At 45.7% G+C, this 12,665-nt stretch carries 14 protein-coding genes and 2 tRNA genes; 1 reads left to right on the top strand and 15 read right to left on the bottom strand.

The features are described 5' to 3' along the window. Positions 1-331: 331 nt before the first annotated feature. The 7 genes from GKG43_RS20170 to GKG43_RS20140 form a co-directional block, all read right to left on the bottom strand. A tRNA-Ser gene (locus tag GKG43_RS20170) sits at positions 332-421 on the bottom strand. A 301-nt stretch (positions 422-722) separates the two neighbouring features. Further along, positions 723-1,325, bottom strand: coding sequence for an isopentenyl-diphosphate Delta-isomerase (gene idi / locus GKG43_RS20165; protein ID WP_082202931.1), 603 nt, complete (start codon positions 1,323-1,325; stop codon positions 723-725). Positions 1,326-1,421: 96 nt separating this feature from the next. Then, entirely contained in the window at positions 1,422-1,805 is a 384-nt protein-coding gene (locus GKG43_RS20160; RefSeq protein WP_050640376.1) for a hypothetical protein, read from the bottom strand. Then, positions 1,798-2,376 (bottom strand): UbiX family flavin prenyltransferase, encoded by a 579-nt coding sequence (locus GKG43_RS20155; protein WP_050640377.1) that lies wholly within the window; start codon positions 2,374-2,376, stop codon positions 1,798-1,800. Before GKG43_RS20155 ends, GKG43_RS20160 begins: the two co-directional genes overlap by 8 nt. A gap of 153 nt (positions 2,377-2,529) precedes the next feature. Continuing rightward, on the bottom strand, positions 2,530-3,912 hold the full coding sequence (locus tag GKG43_RS20150; RefSeq protein ID WP_050640378.1) for an SLC13 family permease: 1,383 nt from the start codon (positions 3,910-3,912) through the stop codon (positions 2,530-2,532). 135 nt (positions 3,913-4,047) lie between these two features. After that, a complete protein-coding gene (locus GKG43_RS20145) occupies positions 4,048-4,281 on the bottom strand; it encodes a non-oxidative hydroxyarylic acid decarboxylases subunit D (RefSeq protein ID WP_275891926.1) in 234 nt (77 codons plus the stop codon). A 33-nt stretch (positions 4,282-4,314) separates the two neighbouring features. Continuing rightward, complete coding sequence (locus tag GKG43_RS20140; protein ID WP_050640379.1) at positions 4,315-5,742, bottom strand: non-oxidative hydroxyarylic acid decarboxylases subunit C; 1,428 nt, start codon at positions 5,740-5,742, stop codon at positions 4,315-4,317. A 302-nt stretch (positions 5,743-6,044) separates the two neighbouring features. Here GKG43_RS20140 and GKG43_RS20135 point away from each other — a divergent pair, with 302 nt between their 5' ends. Further along, a complete protein-coding gene (locus GKG43_RS20135; protein WP_050640380.1) occupies positions 6,045-6,959 on the top strand; it encodes a LysR family transcriptional regulator in 915 nt (304 codons plus the stop codon). A gap of 172 nt (positions 6,960-7,131) precedes the next feature. Here GKG43_RS20135 and GKG43_RS20130 read toward each other — a convergent pair. The 8 genes from GKG43_RS20130 to GKG43_RS20095 form a co-directional block, all read right to left on the bottom strand. Beyond that, positions 7,132-7,217, bottom strand: a tRNA-Ser gene (locus tag GKG43_RS20130). Positions 7,218-7,318: 101 nt separating this feature from the next. Next, complete coding sequence (gene ispD, locus GKG43_RS20125; RefSeq protein ID WP_050640381.1) at positions 7,319-8,029, bottom strand: 2-C-methyl-D-erythritol 4-phosphate cytidylyltransferase; 711 nt, start codon at positions 8,027-8,029, stop codon at positions 7,319-7,321. Positions 8,030-8,085: 56 nt separating this feature from the next. After that, a complete protein-coding gene (gene tsaD / locus GKG43_RS20120) occupies positions 8,086-9,114 on the bottom strand; it encodes a tRNA (adenosine(37)-N6)-threonylcarbamoyltransferase complex transferase subunit TsaD (protein WP_050640382.1) in 1,029 nt (342 codons plus the stop codon). A gap of 22 nt (positions 9,115-9,136) precedes the next feature. Continuing rightward, positions 9,137-10,054, bottom strand: coding sequence for a ribonuclease Z (locus GKG43_RS20115; RefSeq protein ID WP_129879726.1), 918 nt, complete (start codon positions 10,052-10,054; stop codon positions 9,137-9,139). 1 nt (position 10,055) lies between these two features. Continuing rightward, the gene (locus tag GKG43_RS20110; RefSeq protein WP_025656175.1) at positions 10,056-10,289 is read right to left on the bottom strand and encodes a hypothetical protein; all 234 of its coding nucleotides are present in this window, start codon (positions 10,287-10,289) and stop codon (positions 10,056-10,058) included. Between the two features lie 143 nt (positions 10,290-10,432). Then, positions 10,433-11,617: a bifunctional tRNA (adenosine(37)-N6)-threonylcarbamoyltransferase complex dimerization subunit type 1 TsaB/ribosomal protein alanine acetyltransferase RimI gene (locus tag GKG43_RS20105; RefSeq protein WP_050640384.1), complete on the bottom strand. Its 1,185-nt coding sequence runs from the start codon at positions 11,615-11,617 to the stop codon at positions 10,433-10,435. Between the two features lie 93 nt (positions 11,618-11,710). Next, entirely contained in the window at positions 11,711-12,136 is a 426-nt protein-coding gene (tsaE, locus tag GKG43_RS20100) for a tRNA (adenosine(37)-N6)-threonylcarbamoyltransferase complex ATPase subunit type 1 TsaE (protein ID WP_050640385.1), read from the bottom strand. Positions 12,137-12,155: 19 nt separating this feature from the next. Beyond that, positions 12,156-12,662 carry a YcxB family protein gene (locus GKG43_RS20095; protein ID WP_050640386.1) on the bottom strand — a complete coding sequence of 169 codons (507 nt, stop codon included), beginning with the start codon at positions 12,660-12,662 and terminating at the stop codon, positions 12,156-12,158. Positions 12,663-12,665 lie beyond the last annotated feature (3 nt).

Here is a 12,665-nt window from a genome sequence, read left to right as displayed (position 1 = left end):
ATTATGATGCTGTTCTTAAAAATTTTCTCTATAAGAAATTTTCAAGGGTTTGTTGTCTATTGTTTAATTATCAAGGTTCTTTGTCGTTCTCAATAAGCGAACTTCCATATTTTACCATGTCCATTTTGCTTTGTCAAGAACTTTTTTATTTTTCTTTTTTTCTGTTTGCCTGTCCTCTCTCGAGTCAGCTTAAACATATTAGCATTTCCTGTACCAGTTTGTCAAGACATTTTTTAAAACTTTTTTACAAAATTTTCATTTTTTCTTAACACACTCAGATATGCCGTTCTGTAACTGTCGAAACTGTGTTTCGCCATGTAAACAGAACAAACGGAGAAGGAGGGATTTGAACCCTCGCGCCGCTATTAACGACCTACTCCCTTTCCAGGGGAGCCCCTTCGGCCAGCTTGGGTACTTCTCCAAAACGTCCGCTATTAAATATACACGAAACCAGCCTTCTTGTCTAGTCCTTTTTAATCTTTTTTTAATTTTCTTCTTTTTACATTTTACGCGGTAATTTTCAGACATTTTATGCCATATGCAGTCCGGCCCTCTTCGGCATTCTTTTTCAGCCGGAATTTAAACCAGCCATTTGATTAAATACGCAAACGAAAAGTAAGCCCCCTTTTTTTTATCAGGACCCTTTTCGTAAGATCCTTCTAACAGCCTGACGCTCAATTATATACAGAATCTGAAGGAAACGGGGGCATAATCTTCTCCACTTATATGCTGTCTTTGCCTGCCTGTAATTTCTTATTCACGTATTCCATGACCTCTTTCAGCGCTATCATAAACCAGGGCGTATAATGCTCCGGGTTTTCTTGGATATCGGACATAAGATCTTTCATTTTCACCCATCTTACCGCTTCCACTTCCTCTGGGTTTTCTGTCCAGGCGCCCCTGTACTCTCCTGCCAGCACATGGTCAAATTCAAACTCAGTCAATCCGTTTTCAAATGTATAGCGATAGACAAAGGACTGGATTTCTTCCAGATCCGTGGTCTTTATTCCCAGTTCTTCCTGAAGACGCCTGCAGGCTGCCTGATATACGCTCTCCCCCATTCTCGGGTGTGAACAGCAGGTATTGGTCCATAATCCGCCGCAGTGATATTTTTCTTTTGCCCGCTGCTGTAGCAGTATTGCGTCATCCTTATACAGAAATACGGAAAACGCCCGGTGAAGGCGCCCCTCTTCATGGGCCCTCATTTTTTCCATACATCCAATTTTTTGGTCATTCATATCCACCAAGACGACCTGTTCCTGTAAGTTATCCTCCTTAACCCTCTCCATTCCTTCCTGTGGCTCCATTCGCTGTTTTCCTTCCATAAGTCTCTCCATTCCACCGTTCCTATATGACGGCATTATCATAGTAAAATATTTTTATTTATATATTATCACATTACTATGGCTAGTGCCAGCCACCTATTTCTCACAACTGGTCTTTACTAATAACTTTTCAAGGAGTACACCACAGTTTGTCTTTACCATGCCGATCTGATCCGGAGTGATGCCGTCTACATGAATTCCGCATCCGCAGATCACAATGCAGTTCTTTTTTTTCGCCAGGCTCTCTGCAAACCATCTGCCTATGTCTTCATCTTTGTGCCCGGTTCCGTTGATCACACTGGAGGTAACGCCAATGCCCTCACCGGTCAGACTCGGCCTTGCTATCGACATAACCACACTGCCTATGTGCGGTGTATCCCCGCCGTAAACTGCCAGCATGTAATCTTTTCCCATTTCGACCACCTCACATTGTACATAGTACCCGTTAAACAACTCCTGTCTTAGTACGCTGTCATTCATCCTGTATTTCCTCCTTCCCTTTCCATGGAACAAACTTATCATAAGAAATCCCAAACTGTGCCAAAATCTTACCTACGATATGGTTGATCTGATCGCCAATCGTCTTTGGCCCATTATAAAAAGTCAGCACCGGTGGAATAATTGTGCATCCTGCATCTGCCGCTTCTTTCATGTTCCTCAGGTGAATGCGGTTCAGAGGCATTTCCCTAGGAACCAATACAACTTTGCGTCCCTCTTTCAAACAGACATCTGCTGCACGGATAATCAGTGTATCCGCATAACCGGCTGCAATCCCCGCAAGAGACTTCATACTGCAGGGCATGACAATCATGCCTTCCGTCACAAAAGAACCGCTGGATATGGAGGCTGCCATATTTCTTTCATCGTGAACTACATCAGCAAGGGCAAGCAGCTTCTCCATGGGGATTTCACTTTCTAGTTCCCATGTTGCCTTTGCACCGCTGCTCAATACCAAATGTATTTTACACCCCTCTATACTTTTCAGAGCCTGCATCAAATAATAACTCATCTCTACACCTGTAGCGCCTGTTACACCAACAATAATTCTCATACCTCTACTTCCTCCCATTTAATAAGCTTCTTTTATAGAAATAGGTCGGAAACTTTTCGACAAGCTCCGGCCTATATCATATTTATAAAATTTGTCCCTTAAGTTCCGGCTCTTTTACTGTTAACACACTGTTTTTCAACGCCAGGTCCTGTATTATACCAGACCTACTATATTCCACCAGAGTACTTCCACTAATACCAGAATAAATACCACAACTGTCAGCGGAACGCCAAGCCGGATTGTTTCCTTTTGTGTATACATTCCGTTTTCTTCACCCTGTCCCACCAGCATATTCAGATGATGGAATGGAAGTATATAGTGTGATGCGATTGCCATATATACGATAAGTGCTGTTACAATCGGTGGAATCCCCATAGATTCAGTCAGGATCAGAACAGAAGGAATAACAACTCCCATTACAGCGATTACAGAACCCATGAACATATGCACGATCATTGAAATCAGTGCAATCAGCAATGCTAATATGAAAAGATTTCCCGGCAGATTTTCAGGCAGAATTGTATTTGCAATCCACATATTCATACCGGTAGCCCCACCTACAGTACCAATCGCCATAGCAGATGTCAGAAATACCAATACATGCACCGGTACCTGCCCCCAGGATTTTACAGTAAGGACTCCTCCGATAAGCGGAAGGCTCATGCACATCGCTACGCCCATTGTGACCCATCCGATATCAATCCCATGAATCGAGTCTGTCATCCATAATATAATCGCAATAATAAGCCATATTGCAGTTCTCTTCTCCAAACTGCTCATCGGCCCCTGTGCTTTTTGTTTTTCTTCGATTTCCTGAAGATTGATGGTTACCGGCTGAGAAGGTTTGAAAAGAAACAGAATCAGAACCAGTGTAATTACAGATGCAACGATTGCCGGGATTCCCATATACTGGAACCACCCTATCCAGCCGATGCTTATACTGTCGCCTGCATAGGAGGCAGCCAGCGGATTGATGACACTGTCGCCGGTCAGGAAAATCAAAGATACCGGCACCGATGCCGCGAATACAGTGAAACCAATTTTAACTGCATCTACTTTCGGGATCTTAGCACTTTGAATCACGACTGCCATAACTGACATAATCAGGAATGCTCTCGGCCATGGATGTGGTATCAGTACACTCATGATAAACGTCAGCACAAAAATCGAAATAATGATTCCGTTGTAAGACCGCACAAATTTCTTGATAAATGCATATGCAATACGTTCGCCAAGACCGGAGTCTTTTACCGCCCCCGCAATCATATATGCTCCCATAACAAGCCACATGGTAGAGGAACCATACCATGATTTAAACACAAGGTCGGGTGTCGCAACCTTGCACACAATCAGCATAATCAGATAAAAACCACCTACAAAGCCCGACTGCGCCACATTTGTCGCCCACCATACTACGGTCATTAAACTTAATGCCAGACATCTCTGACCTTCTGGTTCCATTCCGGATAATGGTAAAAGCATAATAACAACCGCCACTGCAATACCCGCCAGAAAGCCTATGACTTTCTTGTTCATTAGTAGACCCCCTTTTACTCATTTATTTTTATTTAACTATTCTTGTAGTTTGATATCATTTTCAGCCATATTTACCAGAAGGCCTGTTCTGGTAATGGAACAGGCCCTCTCGTCATTTGATCTCAGAACACTTCATTAATCAAGCGGTGGTACCGGCGGAATAACCTGTAATTCCGGGATCTCTTCCGGATTTAATTTGAATTTTTCATGAATATCAGGATTTTCTGTTGATCTCCATGAATACACACAAGTTTCACACACGTATACTTCCCATGCATCTCCAACCGGAGATTTTACCATTACTCTTATTTTGTCACTACCACAACGTGGACAAGTCATATCTTCTACCTCCTTCAATATTGCAGACATCCGCTCCTGCAGATGATTTACATGCCTTTTGTCTTATTTGAATAATTCGCGAAGTTTTTCTTCCCACTCACCTGTTTTTGCCGGGGGCTCAAGGAGTTCTACTGCACGCGGATTCGGCTCTGGCGCTACTGGTGTTGTCGCATCAATAATCATCTTTGTATGCATACCTGCCGGATAAGAGGAAGGATCAAGAGGCATACCAGGGCAGTTCGGAATAATTGCAACATCTTTGTCCGGTTTTACTCTCGATGCCATTGCCCACATAACCTGCTCCAGGTTAAATGGATCCACATATTCATCTACAACAATTACGATCTTAGTATAAGGCATACCGTGCGGTGTGGATAACAGACGGAATGCAATGCCTTTTCCATATCCGCCATAACGGCATTTGGTAGAAATAATTGCGATATGCCCATGCATATACATTGCATTCAATGCTACTAGTTCCGGGAACCCTTCTTTAATCTGTTTGTACAGAGGTACAGAAGTATTCAGTGCCATCAGATAATCAATCTCTGTCCATGGGATACCAAGATATAGATTCTCAAAAATCGGATCTGTTCTGTGTGTAATATGCTCAATCTTTACAACACACTGATTACGTGCTCCTGAGTATGAGCCGGGGAACTCACCGAATGGTCCTTCCACTTCACGTACGCGGGGCTCGATGTAGCCTTCCAAAATAACCTCACTTCCTGCCGGAACATAGAGGTGATCACTCAAATCAGCTTTTACAATGTCAATCGGAACTCCATCCTGAAGCGCACCTACAAACTCATATTCATTTTGCGTATATCCAACCGGTGTGGAAGCCATGAAGGTTACCAGCGGGTTATTACCAAGAGCAATTGCGATCGGCACTTTCTCATTTTTACGTTCAGCTTTTTCCAGCTGCACAGCGATATCGTGCATAGCCAGGGCCTGAATACCAATTCTGTCTTTATCTTTCACCTGAATACGATATGTACCTACATTCATTTTATCGAAGTTGCCCGGATCTTCCGGATCAGCAGTTACCACCGATGCCTTGGAGATAAAGAAACCGCTGTCCTGATCATTGATTCTGTAAAGCGGGAGGACTTCAAAAAGATTGATGTCTTTATCCACTACATTTTCCTTGCATGGAGCCGCATCTCTTTCAACAATATTGGGCGGTACCGGGAATTTATCCCATCTGCGGTTCAGTTCAAAAAACTGTTCCTTAACCGGTGTGTCTTTTGGCATGCCCATCATTAACGCATGATTTGGCCATGAACCGTGAACGTTTGTTACTACCTTCCCTTGATAACCGTTGATGTTTTCGAATAATACAGCCGGCCCGTTTTTGATATTTGCTGCCGCACGTCCTGCAGATGCAATATCCGGCTCAGGCATCACTTCTTCTTTCACTCGTACCAGTTGACCTTCTTCCTCCAGGGTCGCCAGAAATTCCCTTAAGTCTTTGTATACTTTTGCCACGCCTTTTCCTCCTTACCTATTCGCTGATTAATTTAGAAACCTCTTGTTACATTTTGTTAATTTAGTTCAACAAAGCGCTTTTGTTTACGAGTTCATTATAGGTTTTTTCAGCCGTAAAACGCAATTCACATTTCTCCCGAGTATTATTCCATAATGGAATTGCAGGTTTATCAACGCATTTAGTATAATATTTAACAAATGAGATGTGCTCTGGATTACCCAGCCTATAATCCAGGAATATCCTGTCGAAATTCGAATAGAATATAAAATAAAATCCCGCATGAATCACGGAGGTGTGGCATATGACCCTTTCACAGATCATGTATTTTCTCGCAGTTGTAAAGCATAAAACCTTTACGCAGGCAAGCGACGAACTATACATATCCCAATCTTCTTTGTCCAAACAAATTAAAGCTCTGGAATTGGAACTTGGACACACCCTATTTATTAGAGAGGCCAAAGAAAACTCTTTGACTCCCGCGGGTGAACGCTTTTTGGAATATGCAACTAAATTTTCCAAAGATTATTCCTCCATGATGTCTGACTTAAATCAGATAAATGGCAATTTGTCCAAGACGGCTTTAATTTTAGGGGTACTCCCCATCATCAACGAATATAGCCTGAACAATGATATTGTTTTTTTCCAGAAGCTCATCGGCTCCTCCAATATCTATATAAATCTGCTGGAACGGGAACAGGAGGAATTGCAGAATATGATGCAGTTTGGGCAGATTGATGCGGCAATTCTCCGCACAGATTCTTTTGACTTGTCCAAATATGAATATGTAACCTATTTAGAAGAAGAACTGGTTCTTATATATCCTGATAAGATGGAGCACTTGGATAAAGAGTATGTAACACTGGAGGAGATCGCCGACCATCCCCTCATTTCCTTTGATGAGTCCTCCTCACTCCACACAACCATTAAGCAGTTATTTCACGAAAGAAACCTGTATCCTAGATTTTCTTATCTTTATAAGCATCATGAACAGATCCTGTCCATGGTAAATGCGAATTTTGGTGTTGCCGTTATACCGGGCAATTTAGTAGCCGCCGCAGTGTTTCCAAACATCAGGGTGGCTCATTTTAAGAAACCTATCAAATCAAAGATCTGCCTTGTACGTCCAAAAAACGTGCCGGCATCGGAGCCTCTGAATCTGCTCTTCAAGTATTTTGAATCTACTTATCAAGAAATGGACAAGGAATCATTTTCTTAAATATCAGACATGCAATGCCGTCTTACATAAAAAAGACGCTGCATCAATAACCGTTCTGGCTCGAACCGTTCATTGATGCAGCGTCTTTTTTCGTATTTATCTTAACCGACAGTTTTTATAAAAAAATAGCAGAACCGATAACCTTACCGGATTCCACTACCTTTTGCTAAAACGGAGAGGGTGGGATTCGAACCCACGCGCCCTTGCGGACAAACGGTTTTCAAGACCGCCTCGTTATGACCACTTCGATACCTCTCCAGTCTCTTACCTGCACCTGGCAGAATAAGTTCAATTGTATTGTCAGCTTTCGCGACATTGGATATTGTAGCATATTTATGAAATATATGTCAATATCTTTTTTATAATTTTTCACTGCGTCTTTTCAGAAACACCTCTGCCATCTCCAGGTCTTCGGGAGTTGTGATCTTTATGTTCTCATAGGAACCATAAACCAGCCTGATGGGGTACCGCAGCATCTGCTCCACAACCATAGCATCATCCGTCACATTGATATAGCTTTCCCTCATCAGCATAGAATATGCACCTCTTACTAAATGATTTTCAAAAACCTGGGGAGTCTGCACCATCCACAGCCTGCTTCTGTCCGGCGTCGTTTCCACATTACCGTGTTCATCCGCCATCTTGATGGTATCTTTTACGGGCATGCCGACTACGCAGGCCTTGTGTTCCCGGACTTCCTCGTAAGCCCTCTCGATGATTCCGCTGTCCACAAAGGGACGGGCTCCGTCGTGAATAAAGACATAACCATGTTCCTCCAGTTCCTGAAGGCCGTTCCAGACAGAATGATAGCGTTCCGCGCCTCCGTGCATGATCCTGCTTACTTTTGTAAAATGGTACGGTTTGACGATCTTCTCCCTGCAGTATTCTTCTTCCCCTGCTCCCGTTATCAGAAAAACCTCGTCAATAAGCGGTGAATCTTCGAAAGCTTTCAGAGAATAATAGAGTACCGGACGATCCGCAAGCAGCAGATACTGCTTGTGTACTTTTGTTCCCATTCTCTTTCCCTGCCCTGCCGCCAGTACAATGGCGGTACAATGTATTTTCCCCATATACACCTCTCTCGTTACCGCGTACCCCTTTCGGGTGTGCACAGGAATCCTCTCTCCTAACGTTCCCCCAGCTTCAGATTCGGCACCGCATTCAAATCCCAGCCATGCCTGGTTCCCGCCAAATATTCATAATAGGCGGCGGCCCCAATCATGGCTGCGTTATCCGTACAGTAAATCGGTGAAGGATAGAAAAATTCGATTCCTCTCTTTTCACAGGCTTCCTTCATTCCTTCCCTAAGGGCGCTGTTGGATGCCACACCGCCGGCAATGGCAAACTTGTTCATGCTGAATTCCTCCACCGCGTTCATGGAGTTTTCCACCAGCACATCCACGACAGCTTTCTGGAAAGAGGCGGCAATATCTGCCGGATTGTAGGTCTGTCCTTTCATCTGGCAGCCATTGATATAATTCAGAACCGCTGATTTCAGTCCGCTGAAGCTGAAATCATAAGGCGCGCCCTCTATATGAGCCCTTGGAAATTTAACTGCATCCGGATTCCCTTCTTTTGCCAGCCGGTCAATCTTCGGCCCTCCCGGATAGCCGAGACCGATGGCCCTCGCCACTTTATCATAGGCTTCTCCTGCCGCATCGTCCCGCGTGCGTCCTAAAATATCATATTTACCGTATTCTTTTACGCAGACAAGATGCGTATGCCCGCCCGACACAACCAGGCATAAAAACGGCGGTTCCAGGCTGGGATGTTCAATATAATTTGCAGAAATATGTCCTTCTATGTGATGTACGCCGATCAGGGGAAGCTTCTTTGCATAGGCAATTGCCTTAGCCTCCGCCACTCCCACCAGAAGCGCGCCCACAAGTCCCGGGCCGTATGTCACTCCAACCGCATCGATATCATCCAGCGTCATATTGGCGTCCTTAAGAGCCTGTTCTATTACCTGATTGATCTTTTCAATATGCTTTCTGGATGCAATCTCGGGCACCACGCCGCCATACAGCTTATGAAGCTCAATCTGGGATGAAATCACATTCGACAGCACTTCACGGCCATTGTTCACAACCGCGGCCGCAGTTTCATCGCAGGAACTCTCAATTGCAAGTATATTAATATTTCGAATTTCTTTCATAATGTGCCTCCTATTACCCGCTTCAAAGCTGATTCTCAGAAAATGCCAGTTCCACAGACATTCTGTCCTTGCCGGGCTTTGCCGCCGGAAAGATCTTTCTCACATCATCCATATACTCTTCCGGCCTGGTAAGGGATGGACTGTAGTGCGTCAGCCAAAGTTCCCCCACCTGCGCTTCCCTGGCCAGTTGTGCCGCCTCATAGAAGGTCATATGCTTATATTCTACCGCTTTTGCAGCTTTCTCATTTTCTCCGTACATCCCTTCACATATAAACAGATCCGAATCCTTTGCATTTTCCCGGATGGACTCCGTCGGTCTTGTATCGGTTGTATAGGTAACTTTAATTCCTTTACGCGGAGCGCCCAGAACCATATCCGGCGTCAAAATCCTTCCGTCCAGTTTCACGGTCTCACCCTTTTGCAGCGGATTCCAGCATTGCATAGGTATCCCCTGCGCCTTCGCTCTTTCTATATCAAACTTTCCGGCCCTGTCGATCTCCAGTGTATATCCGTAGCAGAGTACATTATGGTTCACACGGAATGCCTTCAGGCGGTAGCCGTTCATCTCAAATGTCTGCTGCGCCCCTTCTATTTCTAAAAAACGAATCGGAAACGGAAGCTCCGGCGCGATGACTCTCAGCGCATTCACAACCCTTTCCAGTCCTTTGGGGCCAATCAGAGTAAGGGGTTCCCTCCGGTCCGCATTTCCCATCGTGAGCAGCAGTCCCGGAAGCCCGCTGATATGGTCGCCGTGATAATGTGTAAAACAGATGACATCAATCGGCTTAAAGCTCCAGCCTTTTTCTTTGATCGCAATCTGTGTCCCTTCTCCGCAGTCTATCAGCAGACTGCTGCCGTTAAATCTCGTCATCAGGGCAGTCAGCCACCGATAAGGAAGCGGCATCATGCCGCCGCTTCCGAGTAAACATACATCTAACATATTATCCCTCTATTTCTGCCGGTATCTGAAATGATGCAAGGAGCTCATCATAGCAGGATTCACATAAATCAAAGGAATGTCTCTCTCCATCCTTATTCGAAAAGTATCCCCATGTATGATCCACACTCAGGATGCCTTCCTCCGCATGCCCATTTACGACCGGTATTTCTTTTCCGCATTTATTGCAGATAATTTTATTTACTTCTTTTGTTTCTTTTACTTGATACTGGCGCATACAAATTCCTCCTGTGTTGTGTACATTTCACTTTTGTTACGCCTTCATTATATCGGCTTTTGAGCTGATTTCATACTGGGAAGTGCTTCCTCAATTACCGTAACTATTTGCATCCCCATGCATATAGCCCTGGCATCTGCCGATTATCTTCCCAGCCTTCTGCTCATCAGCACAGCATCTTCCTTCGGATCATCGTAAAAATTCTGCCTGATGCCATCCTCCGCAAACCCCTCTTCTTCATAGAAGGTGCGTGCCGCCGCGTTGCTCTCCCGCACATCCAGAAGTATTTTATTGATCTTTCTTTCTTCACATATATTTTCCAGTTTCAGCATCAGATGGCTGCCTGCCCCTTGCCGCCTGGATTCTTTCTCCACTGCAATGCGGACAATCTCTGCTTCTCCCGCAGCCTCGTAAGCCAGCATATATCCTATAAGCCTTCCCGCCTTTTCTGCTGCTATACAGATTGTCTGCGGTTGATTGATGGTGTCCAGCACACTTGTCTCGCTCCATGGATCCGAAAATATCTGCCGCTCCATCTCAGCTGCAGCAGCCGCATCCTCCGCCCTCAGATACCGGATGATCAGCTCGGCCTGTTTTTCCCGCTCTGCACGTTCCCGTTCGGCCTGCGACACCCGGAGATACTCCGGCTGATGCTCCCCGGCAGTCTCAATCTTTCCGGCCTTGTAATACTGTATCCCCAGGGCCCCTACTGCTGCTGCACGCTGGCGGCTCATATAGGGCGGTGCAAAGGAATACGGCACCTGAATATACTTATCGATCACATCTCTGTGCACAGGTACACCGTCCCCCAGGAACACCACCGGCCTTCCATACGCATTCAGGCGGCGCAGCAGTTCGTCTATGGATACCGCCATCTGCATCTTCAGCACCTGAAAGCAGGGTTCCACCCGATTGGTCCCCTCTTTCCTGCCCGCTTTTTTTGAAAATGTATAAATCCCGGTATATACCTGATTTCTGCGCGCGTCCATAATCGGACATATGATATCCTCACATCCGTAGACTTGATATGCCAGGCCGTCCACCGTGGGAATGTGCAGCAAGGGTTTCTCCAGTGCAAGCCCCAGCCCTTTCGCCGTTGCGGAGCCGATACGCAGACCCGTAAAAGAGCCCGGCCCCCCCGCCACTGCGATTGCATCTATGGAAGCAAGATCCAGTTCCACCATCTTTGCCACTTCATCAATCATAGGCAGAAGTGTCTGTGAATGGGTCTTTTTATAGTCAATCGTATATTCCGCTATGGTTCTGTCCTCCTCCACTACCGCCACCGTGGCGGTCAGCCCGGAGCTGTCAATTGCCAATACCCGCATGTCATACTTCCTCTCTATAAAGGGGTAACAGTTCAGGCAGGCCTGAACTGCTACATAAAGGGGCCAGCACCCGTCTGCCCCCGTTTGTTATCCCTACATCTCTTCGATCGTTATTCTGCGATATTCAAATCCCTGTTCCAGATCTTTTTCTATAATCACTTCCGTACGATTTTCCGGGAGGATCTCTTCAATCAGGCCGGCCCACTCGATCAGAGAAACGCCCTGGCCCATAATATAATCCTCGTAACCCACTTCATCCATCTCCTCCACATCACCGATGCGGTAGACGTCAAAATGGTAAAACGGCAGCCGCCCTTCCCCGTATTCCTGAACGATTGTAAACGTAGGGCTGCACACAGGCTCCTCTATCCCAAGCCCTTTCGCAAATCCCTGGGTAAATACGGTCTTGCCCACACCAAGATCGCCGGTCAGGGTATATACCTGTCCCGGCTTCGCCTTCTGCCCCAGCCTGACGCCGATTTGAAATGTCTGTTCGGCACTTCTTGATTCCAATACCATATTCTCCCCTCTTTCAAGCTTAATTTACCTGCCGGATCCGAACCTTGTCCGGCGGCATGTGGGTAGAGATCATCTCTGCCGCAGCCGCCCATTTCTCTCCGATCTGATTCCTTGGAAAGATAACGGCACGGCTTTTATCCATATACAGCACAAGCGCCTGCCCAGTGGAAACCGCCCGTTGAAAGTCCTGCCAGGGGTTCTCGTTTTCCCGGTCTTCCTGTATCACTTTGACACCGTTGTCGGAAAGTTCATAACACAAAGGCTTTTTAAATACGGGCGTATTCTCCACCCGGCGTTTTGCCCGTATCCGGAGCATAACCGGCGGATACGCAAATACAAGTGCTGTGATGAAAAATAAAAGCACCGCACCCGCAGTCTTTCCGGACTCCGCCTGCTTCAGCCCCATCGCCAAAATCACAGTGCCAAAAACTACCTCCAGTATCCCTGACAGCTGTGTATAATTATGATGCAGCATAAAACTATACATTACCTGCTGCGTCATTCGTATCTCAAATCTGACTGACATAGC

It is taken from the genome of Eubacterium sp. BIOML-A2, from assembly GCF_009680135.1.
Taxonomy (GTDB): Bacteria; Bacillota; Clostridia; order Lachnospirales; family Lachnospiraceae; genus Faecalicatena; species Faecalicatena contortus_B.
This window is presented reverse-complemented; position numbering and strand designations above follow the sequence as displayed.